Origin of the sequence: Streptomyces sp. YS-3 (assembly GCF_045257485.1) — a bacterium.
Taxonomy (GTDB): domain Bacteria; phylum Actinomycetota; class Actinomycetes; order Streptomycetales; family Streptomycetaceae; genus Streptomyces.
In genome coordinates this window covers 1-811 of record NZ_JBJHPC010001128.1, presented here as the reverse complement: position 1 = coordinate 811, position 811 = coordinate 1, and the positions used below count along the sequence as shown (strand labels likewise).

Here is an 811-nt window from a genome sequence, read left to right as displayed (position 1 = left end):
CCTCCTAGACTGTCCGCATGACTTGGATGATCACAGGCGGTGCCGGCTACATCGGATCCCACGTGGTGAAGGCCCTCGTCGACGGCGGCGAGCAGGTCGTCGTCCTCGACGACCTCAGCACCGGCGACCCGGCCCGGCTGCCCGAAGGCGTCCGCCTCGAACGCGGCACCGTCCTCGACCGCGCGGTCCTCGACCGCGTCCTGCGCGAGAACGACGTCGACGGCGTCATCCACATCGCCGCCAAGAAGCAGGTCGGCGAATCCGTCGAACGCCCCCTGCACTACTACCGCGAGAACGTCGAAGGCCTGCGGACCGTCCTGGAAGCCGCCGCCGAAGCCGGCGTGCGCCGCTTCCTGTTCTCCTCCTCCGCCGCCGTCTACGGCATGCCCGACGTCGACCTCGTCACCGAGCAGACCCCCTGCCTGCCCATGAGCCCCTACGGCGAGACCAAGCTCGCCGGCGAATGGCTCGTCAGCGCCGTCGGCAAGGCCCACGGCATGGCCACCGCCTCGCTGCGCTACTTCAACGTCGCCGGCGCCGCCACCCCCGAACTCGGCGACCCCGGGATCTTCAACCTCGTCCCGATGGTCTTCGAACGCCTCACCGACGGCAAAGCGCCGCTGATCTTCGGCGACGACTACCCGACCCCCGACGGCACCTGCGTACGCGACTACATCCACGTCGAGGACATCGCCACCGCCCACCTCGCCGCCGCCCGCCGGCTCGCCGCCGACCCCGACGCCGCCCTCATCCTCAACATCGGCCGCGGCGAAGGCGCCTCCGTCGCCGAGATGGTCGACATCATCCGCGA

Annotated in this window: 1 protein-coding gene; it reads left to right on the top strand. The window is 70.3% G+C overall.

The genetic code is table 11. The features are described from left to right. Nucleotides 1-17 precede the first annotated feature (17 nt). A partial coding sequence (gene galE / locus ACJA3G_RS37910) for a UDP-glucose 4-epimerase GalE (protein ID WP_406557532.1) occupies nt 18-811 on the top strand: 794 nt, incomplete at its 3' end.